12 protein-coding genes are annotated in these 18,617 nt (G+C 44.9%); 11 read left to right on the top strand and 1 reads right to left on the bottom strand.

The window, feature by feature from the left end; translation table 11 throughout:
* Positions 1-104 precede the first annotated feature (104 nt).
* The 11 genes from AC58QC_RS14845 to AC58QC_RS14795 all read left to right on the top strand — a co-directional run bounded on the left by AC58QC_RS14845 (position 105) and on the right by AC58QC_RS14795 (position 16,578).
* Entirely contained in the window at positions 105-2,030 is a 1,926-nt protein-coding gene (locus AC58QC_RS14845) for a putative thiazole-containing bacteriocin maturation protein (protein ID WP_497415903.1), read from the top strand.
* Positions 2,027-3,970 (top strand): TOMM precursor leader peptide-binding protein, encoded by a 1,944-nt coding sequence (locus AC58QC_RS14840; protein WP_497415902.1) that lies wholly within the window; start codon positions 2,027-2,029, stop codon positions 3,968-3,970. The genes AC58QC_RS14845 and AC58QC_RS14840 overlap by 4 nt, the downstream gene beginning before the upstream one ends.
* Before the next feature lie 68 nt (positions 3,971-4,038).
* On the top strand, positions 4,039-5,592 hold the full coding sequence (locus AC58QC_RS14835) for a SagB family peptide dehydrogenase (RefSeq protein ID WP_497415901.1): 1,554 nt from the start codon (positions 4,039-4,041) through the stop codon (positions 5,590-5,592).
* 638 nt (positions 5,593-6,230) lie between these two features.
* On the top strand, positions 6,231-7,610 hold the full coding sequence (locus tag AC58QC_RS14830; protein WP_497415900.1) for a PASTA domain-containing protein: 1,380 nt from the start codon (positions 6,231-6,233) through the stop codon (positions 7,608-7,610).
* A gap of 884 nt (positions 7,611-8,494) precedes the next feature.
* Positions 8,495-8,782, top strand: a complete 288-nt coding sequence (locus AC58QC_RS14825; RefSeq protein ID WP_497415899.1) for a YciI family protein — start codon at positions 8,495-8,497, stop codon at positions 8,780-8,782.
* A 212-nt stretch (positions 8,783-8,994) separates the two neighbouring features.
* Complete coding sequence (locus AC58QC_RS14820; protein WP_497415898.1) at positions 8,995-11,877, top strand: COR domain-containing protein; 2,883 nt, start codon at positions 8,995-8,997, stop codon at positions 11,875-11,877.
* 446 nt (positions 11,878-12,323) lie between these two features.
* On the top strand, positions 12,324-12,899 hold the full coding sequence (locus AC58QC_RS14815) for a hypothetical protein (RefSeq protein WP_497415897.1): 576 nt from the start codon (positions 12,324-12,326) through the stop codon (positions 12,897-12,899).
* 1,531 nt (positions 12,900-14,430) lie between these two features.
* Positions 14,431-14,532, top strand: a complete 102-nt coding sequence (locus tag AC58QC_RS14810) for a YjcZ family sporulation protein (RefSeq protein ID WP_497415896.1) — start codon at positions 14,431-14,433, stop codon at positions 14,530-14,532.
* 474 nt (positions 14,533-15,006) lie between these two features.
* Positions 15,007-15,276 carry a hypothetical protein gene (locus AC58QC_RS14805; RefSeq protein ID WP_497415895.1) on the top strand — a complete coding sequence of 90 codons (270 nt, stop codon included), beginning with the start codon at positions 15,007-15,009 and terminating at the stop codon, positions 15,274-15,276.
* 161 nt (positions 15,277-15,437) lie between these two features.
* The gene (locus tag AC58QC_RS14800) at positions 15,438-15,899 is read left to right on the top strand and encodes a GNAT family N-acetyltransferase (RefSeq protein WP_497415894.1); all 462 of its coding nucleotides are present in this window, start codon (positions 15,438-15,440) and stop codon (positions 15,897-15,899) included.
* A gap of 223 nt (positions 15,900-16,122) precedes the next feature.
* On the top strand, positions 16,123-16,578 hold the full coding sequence (locus tag AC58QC_RS14795) for a hypothetical protein (protein WP_497415893.1): 456 nt from the start codon (positions 16,123-16,125) through the stop codon (positions 16,576-16,578).
* A gap of 69 nt (positions 16,579-16,647) precedes the next feature.
* Here AC58QC_RS14795 and pepF read toward each other — a convergent pair whose 3' ends face one another.
* On the bottom strand, positions 16,648-18,447 hold the full coding sequence (gene pepF, locus AC58QC_RS14790; RefSeq protein ID WP_497415892.1) for an oligoendopeptidase F: 1,800 nt from the start codon (positions 18,445-18,447) through the stop codon (positions 16,648-16,650).
* Positions 18,448-18,617: the final 170 nt, after the last annotated feature.

Below are 18,617 nucleotides of genomic sequence, written 5' to 3'. Positions count from 1 at the left end.
CTTTCCCTTAAGAGATGGCTGACATGAGGGACAAATAGTAGTACATATGATATAGAACGAAGATTGCAAATTGGAGAACAGCGTTTACGGCTAGGAGGGCTGAGATGTCAAAGTTGACCTCGTCTGCGCGCCTTCAGGTAAAGGCGGATACATTTTTTTTGCCAGTTCAGAATGACGGCGTCTATTTCCGAAACAACGTTGGCACGTTCCACATGAAAGGTGAGATGATTGACCGATGGCTGGAAAAGCTCATCCCCATGTTCAACGGGGAGCACACACTGGCGGAATTGACGGACGGGCTATCCGGCCCGTACCGGGACCGGGTGTACGAAATCGCGGAAGTGCTGAGGGATAAAGGCTTTGCGCGCGATGTGAGCCAGGATCGCGCGCACGTTCTCTCGGAGCAAACGGTCCGCAGGTATGCAGGGCAAATCGCTTATCTCGACAGCTTTGGCGATTCCGGCGCTTACCGGTTTCAGTGTTACCGGCAGGCCGAGGTGCTCGCGGTCGGCTCCGGCCAGATCTTTTCCGCGCTTGTGTCGTCGCTGCTTGAGTCGGGCCTGCCCCGGTTCCGCATGCTGATTACGGATTCGCTGCCGACGGATCGGCGTCGGCTTACGGCTTTGGCGGAACACGCTCGTTTGACGGACCCCGAGGTTTCGATCGGGGAAGCTCTACTGCCGAACAGGGGTGTCGACTGTTGGAGGGAAGCCGTTCGGCCGTTTCAAACGGTCCTCTATGTGTCTGAGCAGGGCGATTGCGAGGAGCTGCGGCTTCTTCATAAGGCATGCCAAGCGGAACGCAAAACGCTACTTCCCGCCGTGCGACTGTATCAGGCCGGCATCGCGGGACCGCTCGTGCAGCCAGAGAGAGAGGTCTGTTGGGAATCGGCATGGCGGCGAATCCACGGGTCCGAAGTTTTTAAAGATCCGGAAAGGTTTGCCTTCTCCTCAACTGGGGGGGCGCTACTCGCGAATGTGATTGTATTCGAGCTGTTCAAGAATGTGACGGGCGCCGCCGATCCGGAGCTGAGAAACTCACTGTTTCTGCTTGATTTGGAGACATTGGAAGGAAGCTGGCACCCATTACTGCCGCATCCGCTTGCTGCTGGAAAAGTCAACGCCGTAGCCAACTGGGTGGATGACGCGGAGCTTCGGCTCGAGGAAGAGCCGGAAGGCGCATTGAACGGGCTGTTTTCGTACTTCAGCAAGTTGACTTCGGACCGAACAGGAATTTTCCATAGCTGGGAGGAAGGGGACCTTGGCCAGCTGCCCTTGTCACAGTGCCGCGTTCAGGCAGCCGATCCGCTGTCGGAAGGACCAGTCAGTCTGCTGCCGGACATCGTTTGTTCGGGATTGACGCACGGGGAGGCGCGGCGTGAAGCGGGGCTGACAGGGCTTGAGGCGTATGTGTCGCGCCTAGCGGGGGTTCTCGTTAACACGGAGCAGTTTATCGGAGTCGGCATCGGGGAGACTGCCGCAGAAGGCGCGGCTCGCGGACTGCAGGCTTGTTTGACGAAGCATTTGGAGGCGCGGCTGACAGACCGGAAGCCGTCTATCGTTCGGGTTCGGCTCGGTCAGATTGACGACGAGCCATGCTTATTTTATTTAGAGGCTCTGACCACGATGCGGGGCACACCGACGATCGGGCTTGGAGAGGAAGTTTGCGGGTTACCCGTCTTATGGGTAGGCACTGAGGATGGATGGTTCGCAGCCACCGGTTTAACCGTGACAACGGCGCTGCGCAGGGCGCTGCATGCGTCGCTGATGAAGGCGCAAAACGGGTCCGCATGCCACGTGCCGCATGCCGTGGAGGTGAGGACCATGGTGCTTGGATCGGGCGCCCCACTGGAGCTGTCCGTCCCCGCCGAGGAGTCGGAGTCGAAGCTGGATGGGGTCAGGGATGCGATGAGGAAGCTGAAAATGAGCGGTCGGGAAGTATTCGTCATCGATTTGGCGGTGGAGCCGTTTTTGCGTGATGGTCCTGCTGCTGTCTTCGGCGTGCTGCTGGGAGAGGGGGAAGCCGGATGAGCGCGGTCGTAGCCGTTGTCGGAGAAGGAGTGCTGGCAGAGCTGGTGTGTGGGGAGCTGATCTCCGAGTGCCGAATCGTTCGTTTGACCGATATCAGGGAGGGGTTTCCGGAAGATGTGGAATTTGCCCTTGTGCTGAACGATGCCTGGCATCCAGCCGTTCACCATGAGGCGGAAGCGGAGCTGCAGGCTGCTGGCATTCCGTGGCTTCGCGGTTTCGTCGCCTTCGGTGAAGGCGTTGTCGGTCCGCTCGTGAGGCCAGGCCAGTCTGGATGCTCTAGGTGCGCCGATACCCGGAAGCTTATAGCAGGGCGCGACCGCAGTGAAATGTGGGGGCTGCAGCAGCGTTTGACGGAAATCGGGGGTATCCCGTCTGACACATGGGCATCGCGAACGGGACTGTTGCAGATGGCGCATCTGATTACGGCGGAATCGCGGAATGTGCTGCGGCGCATCCGCTCTCGCACGGAAGAGCGTGTGGTTTTGGTCAACCTGAAGACGTTGAATTGCTCCAGCCATTTCTTCTTACCGGACCCGTTGTGTCCCATATGCGGAAGTCTGCCCGAAGATTCGCGGGATGCTGCCCAGATATTGCTCAAGCCTTCTCCGAAAGTCGGAGAAAACATCTACCGCAGCCGATCGCTCCAAGAGCTGAAAGCTTTTCTGGCACGGGACTATCTCGATTACAAGATCGGATTTCTGAACGGAAAAATGCTGGATCTGATTTCGCCCTTGGCCGATGCGACCGTGAATCTTCCCATGTTAGAGCAGGACGAGGTGACGGCGGGCCGGACGAACTGCTATGCGGATAGCGAGCTGTCGGCTATTCTGGAGGGCTTGGAGCGTTATTGCGGCATGGCGCCACGCGGCAAGCGGTCGGTTGTTCGCGGCAGCTACCGGAAACTAGCGGGGGAAGCGCTCGATCCCGTGACGGTCGGGCTGTATGCGAAAGAGCAGTATGAGCTGCCTGGATTTCCTTTTAGGCCGTTCGATCCTGATGCCGAGACCGATTGGGTCTGGGGGTACTCGTTTGCGCAAGGACGCCCGATTTTAGTGCCGCAGTGGCTTGCGTATTACAGCTCTCCCTGTCGGCAAGGCTTTGTGTACGAGACATCCAACGGCTGCGCCCTGGGCGGAAGCTTAGAGGAAGCGATCATGTATGGGATGTTGGAGGTCGTGGAGCGCGATTCGTTCTTGCTGACATGGTACGCACAGCTGCCGCTTCCCCGTATAGACCCACAATCCGCTGGAGACCGCGACCTGAAGCTCATGGTGGACCGGCTGCGGGCCGTTGCCGGTTTTGACGTGCTCTTGTTTAACGCGACGATGGAAAATGGCATTCCCAGCATTTGGGCGGTGGCGAAAAATAGAAAACCTAATGGAGTGAATCTTATTTGTGCAGCCGGAGCGCACCCGGATCCGGTACGGGCAGCGAAAGGGGCGGTTCACGAGCTGTCGGGGATGATGCTTACACTAAACCACAAATTCGAGGCGAACCGGGAGGACTATGTGCGGATGCTCCACAATCCTTCGCTGGTTCGGGGCATGGAGGACCATTCCATGCTGTACAGCCTGTCGGAGGCGGAGCCGCGACTGCGCTTTTTGCTGGAGGAAAACCGGCCGATGCGAGCATTCGCTCAAGAATTTGGGCCCACTTCGGAGCACCGGGATTTGACCGAAGACCTGAAGGCGATGATCGGTAAATTCCTCCGGCTGCATTTGGACGTGATCGTGGTTGACCAGTCGACACCGGAACTGAGGCGTAACGGGCTGCACTGCGTGAAAGTGCTAATGCCCGGCATGCTACCGATGACATTCGGCTACAATTTTACCCGGTTGGCGGGACTGGATAGGGCGCTTCGAGTGCCGACCGAGCTCGGGTACACGGAGCGGCCTTTGCGTCCGGAGGAGCTCAATGCTCATCCGCATCCATTCCCATAAATAAGCTGGGCCGATATCGCCTAATGCCAAATCGCGGTATCACTATAGGGCGATTGGGGGGAAATAGAATGAGTCTGGATGCGTTTATTCACCAGCTTCATGCCGACGGCAACGAGAGCGGGCTACCCGGCTGGGAGGTCGATTGGGACGATGCGCCGCTTGCCTATAAGTTATATCGCGGCCTGCCGACTCTTCCGCTGTCCTCGGATATCCCGATGACGCTAGAAGCGCGGGCAAAGGCTGTTGAACCGAGCCTGAAAGACATCAGCCATTTTCTCTGGTATGTTTACGGGTTGACGCAAGTAAGCTATTCTCTTGCGGTTCCGATGGGGACGTACCGCAGATTCGTTCCTTCCGGCGGAGGGCGGTACCCGAATGAATTGTACGTATATCTCCGCACGGAAGCCGGTGCTCCCGGACTTTACCATTACGATGCAGCGCATCACCGCCTGGTGCTGCTGCGCGAAGGCGATTACGATTCGTACTTGGCCCGGGCTCTCGGCAACCGCTGTGATCTATCTGCATGCTTCGGCGTTGTCTATGTATCGACGATGGGTTGGAAAAATGCTTTCAAATACAACACCTTTGCTTATCGTCTGCATGGGCTTGATTCAGGCGTGCTGCTAGGGCAGCTGCAGGAAGCTGCGAAACGGTTCGGTTATGCATCAAGAGTGCATTTCCGGTTTCTAGACCGAGCCGTGGGCCATCTGCTCGGGCTATCTGGCTCAGAGGAGAACGTTTATGCGGTTATGCCTCTTTCGGTGCAGCGCGACATCGCTTGGATCGATGATGCCGGCGGTACGCCGATGCAAGTCGCAGCGGATGAGCTGATCAGCGAGCTTCCGGCTGTTCAGCATGATTATTTCGTGCGTTCGAGATCCGTTAAGGAGATTCCGCAACTGACTCTGATGAACGAAGCGGCGGCGCTTGATACGCTGTCGCCGTTTCGCCGTTTCGAGCCCGTCAATCGAGCGGAAAGCGGACTTCAGACTGTCTATTTACCAACGGTGAAGCGGCTGAACTTCGATCTGGCGGCGACCAGCCGAGCACGGTATTCGCCCGAAAACGATTTCGTCTTGAGCCGTATAACAGCGCAGCAGCTAGCCGCCCTGCTGCAAGAAGCTACGGCCTGCTTCGCTTATCGCAACGATTTGGACGGCGTGGGGGAGGCTCCTCCGCTTCGTGTCGCGTTATACGGGTGTTTCTATAACGTCGAAGGCGTACCAGACGGTGCTTATCGCTATGACGCGGCCGCCCACGCGCTCCGGTGCGAGCTTCCCGGTGATCATCGGCTCTGGCTGCAGCAGGGAATGACCCTGCACAACGTCAATTTGTTTCAAGTACCGATCTGTCTGCACATCGCCGGTTATGAAGATCACCTGATTCCCCAATTGGGGTATAGAGGATACCGCATCCAACAGATGGAAGCCGGCATGCTGTTACAGCGTCTGCTGCTGGCGGCGTCCGCTCTCGGCATGGGTGGGCGTCCGCTGCTTGGCTTTCAGGCCGGATCGTGTGACGAGCTATACCGGATGTCCATGCATGGACGAATCAGCCTCATCCAAATCCCGATCGGTCGCTACCTTCCACGTCCACGGCTGGAGGGAGGTTTGCATAGCTAGTTTATACTGGAAAATCTCCGAGATGCGGTTATGGGAAAAGTTGTTTTCACTATCCTCTCCATACATGTGGAGTATTGTTCTAAGGATGGTAAATAATTAGAAGTAACGGTGTCATGCCCTCCAAAGTTAAGGAGGGCTTTTTCTTATGTTGATTGCAGGTCTGGAGTCTGTTGATCTAACGGGCAGAATAACGCAGGAATTCTTAACTTTGATACGACTTTCACTTTTGAATAAAATCAGGTGTCTATTCCCAAAGAGCAAGCGATAAAAAGAACTATCAATGAATCGTAGTTCAAGCATAAAGTACAAAAATGATATGTGTCAGCCTTTTCCAACAACTTAGTGACAAGAATATATGCTGATTAAAACCCGCCCAAAATGCGGGTTTATTTCTTTATAGGTATAAGATCTTGTCATTTTCCTGGGACAAGATCTTGTACCTCTCTCAATATTGGACAGAACTTATACCGATTGTCGTAGGGGATTTTGTAAGTAAATCATGAGAGGTCGAGTTTGGAAACTTACGTCCCTACTGTATAATTCCTGTTATTGAACGTACTTTTTGGAATTTTAACCATTAGTGACTCAAAAAATGGATATTAGGCGAATACACTATAAGTATAAGGGGGAACACGTCTATGGATAACATCGGAAACCGCTATATGCGTGATCAACCGATTAAGCGGTTGACGAACGGGCTGTTGTTAAAAGGTATGGATTTGACCTGCAAACGTGATGTTCTTCTATATACATTCCAAGAGACCGACGAATCAGCGCATCAGGAAGCATTGCGTTGGCTGAGAAAAGCGTCCCAGATGTCCGACGAGCATTTCATGCACATTCTGGATGCCGGTTCTGAAGACGGAACGTTGTTCGCCGTTCTTCAGGCGGTAACGGGAAGGCCTTTGTCAGATCGGCTGAGTGATTTGGAGATAACCGGCCACAAGGCACTCAAGTATGTGCACGAGCTAGCAATGGGCATTCGAGAAACTCGCCGTAAACGACTGCTGGAATACTCCGTTGACGCGGAAAATCTGTGGATTGAAGATAACGGCCGGTTGCGGATCATGAACTTTTGGGCGGAAGGTAAGAACGGACGACGCGGTGTGCCGGGGCTGGCTCTGCTTCTGTATCAGTTGGGTGCCAAAACGGATATCCCAACATCCTCTATTAGTGCCTACTCATTCGAGCTGAACCGATTGTTTGCGGATTTGTCGGATGTAACTCGGGAACGTGCCGTAGCTCTGGCCTGCCAGGCATATGAAGGGATTTGCACGCTTGCCGATTTTCAGCAGGAGCTGGAAGTACTGCTTGGTATCGGCAGCGAGAGGAAGGAGCCACTTCTTACATCTGCTTTACCTGCCTACGATATGATTGCTTCAAACTGGTGGAAGCGGAAAGCCGCCGTACCTGAGTCACATGCGTTTTTAGAGTCTAAAACCTGGGACAGAAAGACCGAGGACCGAACGGCAGGTGAGCCTCAGGTGCGTATCAATGTGGCTTTTAACCGCAAAATAGCGGAACTACGAGAGATGTTCCTCGAAACGTTCCAGCTACGAAAATGGCATCTGTTTGCTACCGCTGGCTTCAGTGTGCTCGTTCTGCTATTCTGGCTGTCACTGCCGCACTCGGAGCATGTGAACGATTCTAAGCTGCAGATAATTCCGACGCCGGACTCCACGAAAGTATTGGTGAATCGTACAGAGACTTCGAAGCCTTCCGCATCAGCATCCGCGATGCCGACTCGAATGGCCGCACCGACGGCTAAACCTTTAGACGCCGAAGTTCAGCCAGCAGACGATGACGGGGGACAAGCCAAGGCGGCCGTCGTCCCGGATTTGGTTGCTCATACAAGGGAGGATGCCGAAAAGATGACAATTGCCTCTGGCCTTCGATACCAGTTTTTCCTGGAATCGAACGCCGCTGTTAAAGGGGTCGTATTCAAGCAAGACCTCACTCCCGGAACTGAAGTCAAAAATGGCGACCGTATTACGTTCTGGGTGAGCAAAGGGAAGTAAATCGGTGGCAAGAGTGATTTTTGAGCCACCTTTATAAGAAGAGCAGTGTAGCAGAATTTGTGTTTAATGGATTGAGCTAACGGGAAACGATAGCACAATAAGCAGGGAGCAGATTGCCGCGGCAGCTGCTCCCTGTTTTCATAAAAGTAACGGGCAGTTAAACGTGACGAGAACACGCATATTTAAAGACTAGCCACCAGAAATGGTGGTCTTTTGTTGTTTAGGTTATTTCAAATTGGATATGGGAACAACTTATCATGTATCTAAATGCAGAAAACAAAGAATTTTTCCATGGTGCTTGGAATTTTAAAAATCAATCAGTAAGGGAGATTATTTTACATGTCGCACGTAGTTGGGAGTGCAATCTTTGCAATTATAGGATTTTTGATGATTTTTATTATTTTTCTAATTGGCTTTTTTATATTCGACTTTCATTTATTAAAGGAGTTAATAACAAATCTACGTTCTAGACCCATATTATTAATTCTTATACTTCTTGGTTTATTTATATTTTGGATAATATTTAATCTTTTAACAGGCTCGTTACAAATTGAACCCTAACTATTAGCCACCTTTTGAGGTGGTTTTTTGCTGCTCCGATACCATCTTGTTTGTTTCCTCCACCTCTCTCAGCGCCGTTTTCCCGCTTTGCCCTCCATATAGTCCATTAAACTAACTCAGAACATATCAAAAGGGTTGCCGCGTGCAGCCCCTTTACTCGACTAACGGACAGTTTGTGCAGTAAGTCTGAACATTCTGTATAAAAATATGGCTGAACCCAATTTGGTTGGCAAGCTTACTTAGGAAGACTATACTCAAGAAGATTAGAGCGCGTTACACCGTTATTTTAAACTATAATTTACAGAGAAGGATGGAATGTAAAGATGAAACATTTTGCCGTATTTCTACCTATGCTCGATGTGCAGAAAAGCCAGGACTTCCGTCAGCAGCACCTCGATTATTTGGCACAACGCCGCAGTGAAGGAAAGATTTTTGCCAACGGGCGGTTTGTTGATGGTGCAGGGGGCCTTGTCATCTATATGGCCGAAACTGAGCAGGAAGTTCTAGGAATCGTAATGCAAGATCCATACATAATTCATGAGGCAAGAGGGTATGAAATTCATGAGTGGGACATCGTGACTGAAACGGTTCTTCCATTTTTACAAAGTTGAAAAAATTCCATCTACAGGAATCTTACGAGGAACGATAGTTTAATGTTCAGGGAGCAGTTTGCCACGGCAGCTGCTCCCTGGTTTTATTTAATCTAAACGGCGGGACTAATCTGGAACTAGAGCACTTCCATACGAATAAGATGACTATGTCAGCGGATCTTAGGACTTAGATTCTCAGCAAACTTGGATAGAGAGGTAGGTTGATATCTTGTATGTCCAATGTACCAAATGAATGGGAGAATGTGATTAACAAACTGAGAGATCAAACATCTAGAACTCCTATAGGTTTAAAACTATCAGAAGAAAGATTAAGCATGATTATTAAACAAGCCGTGAAAGAACAATGGGAGCATCTTAATTTAATTAATTCAGGAATCAATGATATCCCAAAAGAAATTGGTAAGATAAAGTCACTTAAAAGTCTATCTCTAGGAAAAATAACTACTGTTATTGAAGAAAAGGAATTGCGCAACACGATATATGTGCTTCCTGAAGAAATTTATGAACTTGAAAATCTGGAATTCCTAGATTTGTCTGGGTGTCCAATTGTTAGTTTGCCTTATGGAATCAGTAAGCTTAAAAAATTAATACGTCTACATTTACAAGCGACTAAAATAACCATTCTACCCAAAGAAATATTGGAGCTTAACAATTTATTAGAAATTAATTTTGGAGGGTCACCAATCAAAAGCTTGCCTCATGGAATCAGCAAACTTCAGAAACTTTCAAGATTATTTTTGCATAATACTGAGATTACTACTCTCCCTAGAGAGCTGTTCGAATTGAAGAACTTATGTGAACTGAGTCTTTGTCACAAAACAACAGAAATCCCTCAAGAGATCGTACGACTTTGCAACTTGAAGACTTTAATACTCGGTTATTCTGAACTTAATGAAATACCTCCCTATTTTGGTTCTCTGACTACTTTAGAGGAACTTTATTTACATGGAAGCAATATAAAATATTTTCCGAATTCACTAAAAAATCTAGTTCACTTGAACAAACTTGTTGTCAGTGGTTCTTATTTCGAAAAAACAATTCCACCAGAGATACTGAAACAGCCCGCTTCTGACGTTGTGAAATATATCCTTAGATATCAAGAGGATTCGAATAAAATCAAATTGAATGAGTCTAAAATGCTCATTGTTGGTCAAGGGGGTGTAGGAAAAAGCTCACTATTACAACGATTAGTGGATAAATCCTACATTGAACCGGGTGAACTGAATTCTACAGAAGGAATTGATATCAAGCAGTGGACATTTCAAATTTATGGTGAGGATTATAAGTTGAACGTATGGGACTTCGGGGGGCAGGAAATATACCATTCGACACATCAATTTTTTTTAACCAACCGTTCAATGTATATCCTCGTATGGGATGCAAGACAAGAGGATGAATATGGAAGAATAGATTATTGGTTAAATACTGTTGAATCTTTTGCTGGTGATAGTCCAATTTTGCTTGTAATTAATAAATGCGATGAACGTAAAAATGTTAAGCATATTGATCTAAGTAGTTTACAAAAAAATTTCCCTCAAATCGTTGATGCGTACAAGGTGAGTTGTAGTAACGGAATGGGTATAGATGCTTTAGAACAGACTCTAAAGGAAGAAGCAGTTAAACTCCCCTTGACAAACATCATTTGGCTATCATCATGGATTAATATTCGTAAACACTTGGAGGATCTTTCTAAAACTATACCATTAATTTCTTACTCAAAATATCAAGAGATTTGTCATCAATATGATGTGGGTGATGAAGAATCTAAGAGTTTAAGCCGATATTTACATGATTTAGGCATAATATTGCATTTCCAAGAAGATTTACTGCTAAAGGATACTGTTATTTTAAGTCCAGATTGGGGTACTGATGCAGTATACAAAGTATTAAATGCAGAAGACGATCTTCTACAACAACGAAATGGCATGCTGTACATTAGTGATCTCCCTGTAATTTGGACGGATAGGGAAGTGTATCCAGAAGATAAGTACTCACTTATCCTTAGATTAATGGAAAATTTTCAGTTATCATTTGAAATGGAGAAAAATAAGGCATTTTTAATTCCAGAACTAATGGAGAACAATGAAATTGAAATAGAAGGCATAGATTTCAATGATGACACAAGTTTAACGTTCCAGTATGATTACAAGTTTCTTCCTGCTGGTGTGATGACGCGTTTCATTGTCAAGGCACATAGTTATTTGCTGGATTGGAATAAAAAAAACAAAGCTTGTTGGAAGAAAGGCGCTTATTTACGTTATAAAAAAGCAACCGGAAAGGTTAGATTGTTTGATAACGTAATTAATAAGCGTATCGAGATTCATATCATTGGATCGAACCAGAGGCAGAAACTGGAATTACTTCAACGCATTCGTTCGTATTTTGATGAGATTCATACTAGTATTATTAAGCTGAAATTAACAGAGAGGATTCACTGCAAATGTAATCCAGGATGTGAACATAAATATGACTATAAAACGTTACTCAGATTTGAAGAGTACGGCCATGATGAGGTGATATGCGAAAAAACAATGAAAAAGGTTTCCGTTACTTATCTACTCGATGGGATCGGATCTTTTAATGAAAGACAAAAGGAGAGAGTATATGGTATGGACAAATATCCTCAGTTTATCGTTCATAATGTTATCAACAATGACAATCACAGTGAAAACAAAATCAATAATGAGAATATCAATTCTAATGATAATAAGAATGTAAACAAAAATGAAAATACTACAATGATAAGTATCGAAATTCGTAGTGCCATTGATACCCTACAAGGTAATTTGCAAGATATGAAAGAAGAAGTAACCGCTAAGGAACCCGGATTGACTAGGGAGTTCGAAAAACTAGAACAAGGGTTAGATAAACTCAATAACGCTGCATCAAAAGAGGAAATAATTAGGTCTGGAGCTTTAAATAAATTTAATCGGTTCATGCGGGAACTGCAGGATGAGGAGTCGCTACTTGGCAAAACGATTAAAAACATAAAGCATGGTGTCTCGATAGCACAGGATCTAGCGGATAAGTATAATACAATCGCGGAATGGTGCGGTATGCCTGTAGTACCAAAGCTTTTTTTGAAAAAAAATTAATGAATTATTCGAAACTAATTAGTGTCGAGTGTCAAGAATATAGACAGATAGACATCCGCAGAAACTGCGGCTTTTTTATTTTATCGGAACAAATTCTTGTCATCAATGAATGCCAAGAATTTGTACCGATTACCGATTCAGTGGAAGAAATTGGGGAATTGCAAGCAATATGTATGGATCGGATGAACTTTATCCCATTCCTGATTTTGACAAGAACTTTATCTCATTCCCGACGGATGATAAGAAAGAAGGTTAGTTCGGTTAAAATATAGCTGAAATCTGGACTTACAGCTAAGCTAACGGGCAGGATTGTTCAATCACTTCGGCGAGTAAGACATTAAATGTATAGTTCAACTTCTCTCGGATATCCTATTGGCTAACGGGGACGCATAATCAATGTTGATGCCCGCGGCAAAGAGAGGTGTTTATTTACGCGAGTAATTCCTATGATGGGCGCTGTAGCGACGCTAGCGATAATGTTGTCATCCTGCGGCACTTCACCCAAATCGAATGTGAAGCAATATGCAAATGACGGATACGTAGTCAGTGATAGGGGCATTAAAGCGAATGAGAACAACACTACAATAGCTAAACAAGGACAAGAATCGATTTATGTTGCTTCTGAAAAGGTTCCTAAAAAGGTACAAGAGTATGTACAAAATCTCGAAAATCAAATTAATACGCTGACAAATAAAGTGAATCAGCAACAAGAAACCATAAATACTTTGCAAGCTAATCAGAGTCTTTTATCTAAATTCCATGTAGGGATGACAAGAGGACAAGTAAGAAAGTTGGATTCTGAAGAAAATATCAGGTTTGGTGTTGATTTAGTTGGTGGCTCTACTTTTCAAGTGAAAGTCTCTGACAACGAATATGCAGGTGTAACCACTTACTATAAGGAACCATGGGATTATAATATGGGTGACGACAATGTTATCGAACAGGTAGTGATTGGTATTGTTTCTAAAGAAGAGTTTATTAGTAGAAATGGTGGAATCGATATTTTCGCATCAACAAAATAAAGCAATACTTCAACTAACCGCTTTTATCAGGAGCGGTTTTTCTTTTGATTAAGCTATTGTTGATATTCTCATATAAGTCACTAAACATATTGCTCACCTATTCTCAGCACAAAGTAAAGCGACCTATTGGACACTAATCCGCACGGTCGCTTTTTATTATAGTAAGTGGTGGCAATGCTAACGACTTAGAGAGTTTCGCCAATTATTTGACCAAAAACGCCCCAATCCCCAATGATTGGCAAGAGCTTTTTGAAAAAGATTTGTTAGAAAGTTATGGAGAGAACGTAGTTAGAATAGAAGGATTGAATGAAGATCTATACCAAGCATATATCGAGCTAGATGGTTCTGAAGTACCCTATGTTGTTGTTTCATCAAGAACTGGTTATTTTCACGGGTAGTCATTATTTGAGAAAAGTTGATAAAACTAATGGGTAACGTTTGTTCAATACATAGCTATGGGAGGCTGCCGGCACAATAGGCAGCCTTTCGCTCACCTAACGGGCAGATTAATGCAATAGCATCCTGTCGCCGTTTCGGCATTATATTCGTGGAGCAATGAGAATTTTTTACGGTCTATTTGGGGAATACCACCATGAAAAGGGAACTATGGAGGGGTGTATGTATGGGAGTTATTATGGGAATTATTTTTGGACTAATAGCTTTTTTCATTCTGTTTCTCATATTCATGTTGAATTTCGGGATTTTACCTAGAGACATTAAAGGACTATGGGTAGAACTTGGGAGTTTCGGTTTATCCAGAAATATTAAAATATTATTAGTTATTGGGATACTTATTGCTTTATTTCTGGGGTGGATGCTATACAAGGTTTTGACTGGTAAATAAAATCACAGGCTACCATTTCTTCTTTAACTAACTAATACTTAAAAGGTACTATTGAGTTCAAAAATAGGGATTACGCTAACGGGAGGTTTGCGTAGAAGCACTCGGGGGAAATAGGTATAATGAAGAAGGGTCTAGGAAAGGAAATAAATGAAAACCAGTAGAAACCTTCTGAAAGTATTAGCTGCTCTCGTGCCAAGTTTAATTTTAGTTTTCTATTTACTAAACCATTTTCCAAATACAGGGTTAGGTAGAATCATCGCACTTCCGTTTATTTTCGTTGTAAATGCGGTTCTCATTACGATAGGAATAATCTTTTTTCATCGATTTAAAAAGCCTGCTTTAGACATCTATATGGATAACGATTATATTATTAACATTGGTTATTACCGTTTTAATTTATCCTCAAGAATATGGTCCAAGTGTAATTAATCAAATGTGGAATAAGATGTTCATTGGTCGTTAAGCTAACGTGAGAACGATAGTTAAACATCTGAAGGGCTGCCGTCGTGGTAGCCCTTCACACCGCTAACGGGCAGGATACTTCCAATATAACTCCCGCGGAGGAACATTACCCTTATAATTTTATTCCTTCCAGCAAGTAAGCCCTGACTTAAGTCCAATCAATCACTATGTAACGAGCGTATGATTATACCGTAATGAAAATTCACTTGAGGGGAATGAGTAAACATGAGTGGAGTAATTGGTGACGGTTTTCATCATCGTACAAGCGCATTTGTCTTGGTTCTCTTTATTCTTTTGGTAATCATCACATCAGCTTTTGTATGGTAAATTCTTGATCCAACATCACAAAGAATATCGAGGAAAACAAAAACGGTCTTTCGCGAAAAGCGAATATAGACCGTTTTTTCTCGTTGTTTAACCGAGGGTGATGAATGAGTGTTGAGTGGGTTGGCAATATCAATATATGGTCAAGTGGATGATTCCGCACTAGGTCTAATACCCCACTTCGATACCCATTTAGCTCCGTGCTATTCCTTCCATCACTTACCGCCAAGGAAGATCAGGCTGAAATGCTAAACGGGGATGGCTTGGATAGATTTTGGGGAGATCGTGGTGGCTAGGATTGACGGTTGTTTCTAAAGCGGCGTTAAGCTAACCGGCAGGATTGCGTGGTAGGGGATGAGGGTATCCTTCAAAAATACAATATGTAGGAAAAAAGTTAATTTAAGCGAATATACTTTAAAAGATTGCTTAGGGAAATTGTGAGGTTGAAAGCATGTGTTTGATTTAGAGGAGGTCAAGATGGTTAGTTTTGGCTTGGTGTGTTTAATCGTGCTAACTCCAATAGTTATTGCAATCTTTTATACATGTGTTTTGTTGGACTTTATCAATCCAAGTGCTCTTCAAGTTCAACTTTTAGGTGTCATTATAATACTGTTCGGAATAATTGTATTGTTGGCTTTTAAAGGTTCTTCTGGATATGGATTTACTTTTGGGTTAATTGGGCTTATTACAGGCATTTTCGGTTCATTTAGAGAACCACAACGAGTTCAAAAAGAGAAAGTTGATTGAACTAACGGTGAACGATAGTTGAATAAGAATAGCACAACAGGCTACCGTTGATATAATCTCGGTAGCCTGTTCTAACGGGCAGCATGATGCAATAGTTTAGCGCAATAGTTTAAAGAGATATATGATAAAATGGACTTAAAACAAATAAAGGACTGAATTAAATGAACAGTTGTACTTTTCTCATATCAATGGCGACAATTGATGATCTTGATGAATTAACAATGTTGTTTAATGAGTATCGGTTGTTTTACAATCAGGAATCAAATATTTCAGCAGCAAAGGAATTCTTATTTGAACGATTTGAACACAGAGAATCTATTATCTTCGTTGCTAAAAAACTTAATCACAAAAAAATAATCGGCTTTACTCAACTGTATCCTTCATTTTCTTCAATTTCTATGCAGAGATCTTTGATTTTGAATGATCTGTATGTACTTTCAGATTTTAGAGGTGAAGGAACTGCTCGGGCATTATTAGATGCTGCAAAAGATTATGCAAGCAGCATCAAAGCCAAGGGATTAGCACTCTCAACAGCGATTGATAATGTAAGAGCACAAGGAATATATGAAAAAAATGGCTATGAAAGAGATGAAGAATTTTATCATTATTTTCTAAGGGTTTAGAGCAAGGCAGAAAACTCAATGCCAAGTCATAGTAATATCTACAAGAATTGTGCTAACGAAGCTATAGTTCAGGGGGCTGCATTGAAGCAGCTCCTTTTTGATTTCATTGAACTAAAGGGCAGGATTGCGTGGCGGTTACAACGAAGAATAACTGAGGAAAAAACCCAAGTTAGCTTATAGAATAGAATGGTTGAAATATTATTAAAAATAGGTGGTGAGGGGATTGAATGACTCCTTAGAATTTGAAATCATTCCAAGTAAGAGAATCGGGAAGTACCAATTAGGTTGGGATCTTAATGAACTATTGTTGAATATAGAATCTGAACACACAATTGAAACTCATCAACTAATAAATGACAAATACTCAATTGTAAAATGTGATAATTTCTGGTTCATGTTTGATGAAAAATATGGTTTATACTGTATTTACGCTTTTGGCTTATATCAAGGAAAATATAATAACCTTGTAGGTATAGGGACAATCTTAAAGGATCTCCATGAGACACTAGACTATGAACTAGATGAGGATTATCTTGAAGATACAATGTGGTGGCGATTCAAACCAAAGGGTATACATGGAATTCATTTTGTCCCTGAAAGGGAATGGGACGACAATACTCCCTTGAGGTCAATACATGTGTTTGTGAATATTAATGATTCAACTAATGAGAAACGATAGTTCTACAAACAACGGCAGTCTAGGATGAAAAGATAAAGTCCTAGACTACCGTTGCATTACTGAGCCATGTTAAAACAAACGTTCAAGTTCGTCTATCAAAGACCCGACATACTGAACGGCGCTGCGAATCGGCTGGGCTTCCGACATGTCGACACCAGCAAGGTTCAACAGATCAAGCGGACGCTTCGTGCCACCTGCCTTTAAAACGTCCAGCCAATGATCGATTACCGGCTGTCCTTCTACCTTCATAAGCTGCATGACTGCCGTTGATGCAGTCAAGCCTGCTGCATAGGTATACGGATAAAGTCCCATATAGTAATGTGGCTGTCGCATCCAAGTCAAATTTGCCCCTGGATCAAGCTCCACGGCGTCTCCCCAGAATTCGGAAAGCACATTTCCTTTTAATGTTGACAGCTTCTTTGCTGTCAGAGCCTCGCCGCTTTCCGCCGCGGCATACACTCTTCTTTGCATGTCCCCTTCGAGCAAATGAGTAACGAAGTTATGGTAGTAAGTATTCAGCAGCTGCAAAATGACCCAACGCTTCATCCGTGGATCGTTAGACTGGTTCATGATATGTTCAGCCAGAAGCAGCTCGTTCATCGTAGACGGCGCCTCGATGAAGTACGTTGACGGTCTGAAGTTTGTGTATGGTTGATTGCGTCCCGCTAGCATCAAGTGACCCGCATGTCCAAGCTCATGTGCCAAAGTGAAGGCACTTCGCATATTGCCGCCCCACGTAATCAGGATGTAGGAATGAGCTCCATGCGGGGTAGCGCAGAACGCGCCTGTTGACTTACCGACATTGTCTGCATAGTCAATCCATCTTTGAGACAAGGCTTGCTCCATCAGTTCTGTGTATTCCGGCCCCATAATACGTAGAGCCTCTAGGATTGTTGCGCCTGCCTCTTCAATGGAAACCTGAGGATTGAATCCTGGATCAAGTGGAGCTTTTAGATCACAAAACTTGAGCTGATCCATACCGAGTACCTTTTTTTTCAATTTCATTAAGCGCCGCATATGGGGCGCAAGCTCTAAACGAATGACGTCGAGAATATTATTGTACATCTCTTTCGTCACTTGTTGAGGCTGCAAAAGCATATCCGTTACGGAATCATAACCGCGCAAACTGGATGTCACGATTTGTCTTTTGACTTCAGTTGAATAAGTCGCTGCAAACGTATTCTGATACTGTTCCAGTGTCCGAGTGAACGATTCGTAGGATGCTCGACGCAGCGAGGTATTCTCGGAGAATTCGTAAGTCGTCTCGAACAGGGCGAAAGAAACTGGATGATTTCCACCTTGCTCATCTTGAACGGAGGTAAAGATCATGTCAGATAGCTTACTGCGCTGATAAATATTGTACGGGGCTCCCAACACTTCACTAAGCGACGCTAAAACTTCTTCGGTTTCAGCACTTAGTTGATGCGACTTCGTTTCGAGTAAATCTTCCAAGCTTTTTTGAAATGGCTTAAGGCGTAATTCTTCCTTAATATATCTTTCGATCGTTCCTTCAGGCAGTGTAAAAATTTCCGAACGGATGAACGAGAGCGCTGCACTGATCTTTGAGGCAACATCCCCAGAGATAGCGGAGTTCGCTTGATTCTGAGGATTACTCGAATCTTCCGTAAAACGCAGTCTAGCATAAGTTGCCACTCGCGTTGTTCGCGCTAGCAATTTCTCCTGCGCTTCTAAGCAATCTGCTAAACGGTCCGCTCCTGTAATCAAATCCCCCTTATATTGCTGAATACTAGAAGCTAGCATTTGAATGGATTTCAGTTCTACTTCCCATGCTTCATTACTTGGGAAAAGCTCGTCTAAATCCCATGTAAGCTCAATCGGCACTTCGTTTCTAAGCAATCTTTGTCTCATGATATTGCTCCTTCCATATGTTATTGTTCATAATTACTGTTTCGCTGGCAAGAAAGAAATCCCTTTCTTTGTAATTTCACGGTGAGATACTAGAGAATAATAAATATGATTGGGGTGATCTCAAAGAGGCTGATCAAAAAATACCTTATTATAAATGCGATAAAAATTTA

Source organism: Paenibacillus sp. J22P51 (assembly GCF_059692215.1).
Note: the sequence above shows the minus strand (reverse complement) of the source record. Positions and strands in the feature narration are given on the sequence as shown.

Bases quoted from the DNA above. Each gene is read 5' to 3' on its own strand.
- AC58QC_RS14815 (WP_497415897.1), top strand. From the start codon at position 12,324: ATGATGGGCGCTGTAGCGACGCTAGCGATAATGTTGTCATCCTGCGGC.
- AC58QC_RS14835 (WP_497415901.1), top strand. From the start codon at position 4,039: ATGAGTCTGGATGCGTTTATTCACCAGCTTCATGCCGACGGCAACGAG.
- AC58QC_RS14845 (WP_497415903.1), top strand. From the start codon at position 105: ATGTCAAAGTTGACCTCGTCTGCGCGCCTTCAGGTAAAGGCGGATACA.
- pepF (WP_497415892.1), bottom strand. From the start codon at position 18,447: ATGAGACAAAGATTGCTTAGAAACGAAGTGCCGATTGAGCTTACATGG.
- AC58QC_RS14805 (WP_497415895.1), top strand. From the start codon at position 15,007: ATGGTTAGTTTTGGCTTGGTGTGTTTAATCGTGCTAACTCCAATAGTT.
- AC58QC_RS14810 (WP_497415896.1), top strand. From the start codon at position 14,431: ATGAGTGGAGTAATTGGTGACGGTTTTCATCATCGTACAAGCGCATTT.
- AC58QC_RS14840 (WP_497415902.1), top strand. From the start codon at position 2,027: ATGAGCGCGGTCGTAGCCGTTGTCGGAGAAGGAGTGCTGGCAGAGCTG.
- AC58QC_RS14830 (WP_497415900.1), top strand. From the start codon at position 6,231: ATGGATAACATCGGAAACCGCTATATGCGTGATCAACCGATTAAGCGG.
- AC58QC_RS14820 (WP_497415898.1), top strand. From the start codon at position 8,995: ATGTCCAATGTACCAAATGAATGGGAGAATGTGATTAACAAACTGAGA.
- AC58QC_RS14825 (WP_497415899.1), top strand. From the start codon at position 8,495: ATGAAACATTTTGCCGTATTTCTACCTATGCTCGATGTGCAGAAAAGC.
- AC58QC_RS14800 (WP_497415894.1), top strand. From the start codon at position 15,438: ATGAACAGTTGTACTTTTCTCATATCAATGGCGACAATTGATGATCTT.